1 protein-coding gene is annotated in these 846 nt (G+C 63.2%); it reads right to left on the bottom strand.

Going from position 1 to position 846, the window contains the following annotated elements; translation table 11 throughout:
• Positions 1 to 196 precede the first annotated feature (196 nt).
• On the bottom strand, positions 197 to 846 hold a 650-nt coding region (locus tag EOA85_RS36325; RefSeq protein WP_127212806.1), incomplete at its 5' end, for a GNAT family N-acetyltransferase.

Here is an 846-nt window from a genome sequence, read left to right as displayed (position 1 = left end):
CTTCCTGTCGCTGCTGGAGCCGAACGACGAGGTGGCGCAGGCCGCAGTCGAGCTGATCGAGAGCGGCTATCCCGACCTGACGCTGGTGACGCCGGTCGGCTATGAAACGCCAGGGACGCCGGTACCCGGGCGACGCTCCGCCGCCTGAGACGGGTTGGATAATTCTGCTCGAACGCTCCGGAAATCTCGGCAGCGGTCAGCTGTCGTCTTCGCCCGCGGCACGTGCTGCCTGTCCGGCCGTCTTGCGGCGCAGCATCTTGGTCAGCTTCCAGATCGTCGGGCTGTTCTTGACGAAGGTTTTCAGGCGCGCGCCTTGCCGCAGGACAAACACCAGCGCGCGGCCCTTCATCGTCAGCGGAATCAGGACCTCGAAATGCTGGGTCTCGATATCGCACCACAGTCGCTTGTAGGGTTCGTCGCCGACCGAGAAATCATAGACATCGAATCCCGTCTCGCAGGCTTCCTCGATGTTGTCGAAGAACAGAAAGTCGCCGGGGCTGGCATGGGCGAGGTCGTCGTCGGCGATCGCTCCGAACTCGCAGATCAGGCGTTTTCCCGAGCGGCTCGATCCGGTGACGGCGCGAAGCTTGCCGGCGACTTCGAGCCCATGCAACACGAAGGACGGCTTGTCGTCGGAAAGCGCTTCGACGAACAACGCGCTGAAGAAAGCACGAACCTCCGGCTCACCGAAGACGTTGGCGATGCCCATCTTGCGGAAGCGGAACTCCTTCATCTCGAAAAACGCATCAAGCAGTCTGTTCGCCTCGTCCGCTGTCTGGGCCTCGATGCGGCGGTGGCTGCCGCCGGCTTCTAACTTGCGCGCCTGCGAGCGGTGCCTCTTGCGCC

It is taken from the genome of Mesorhizobium sp. M5C.F.Ca.IN.020.29.1.1 (assembly GCF_003997375.1).
Lineage (GTDB): Bacteria > Pseudomonadota > Alphaproteobacteria > Rhizobiales > Rhizobiaceae > Mesorhizobium > Mesorhizobium wenxiniae.
The sequence above is the reverse complement of the archived record's forward strand: the minus strand, read 5'-3'. Positions and strand labels throughout refer to the sequence as shown.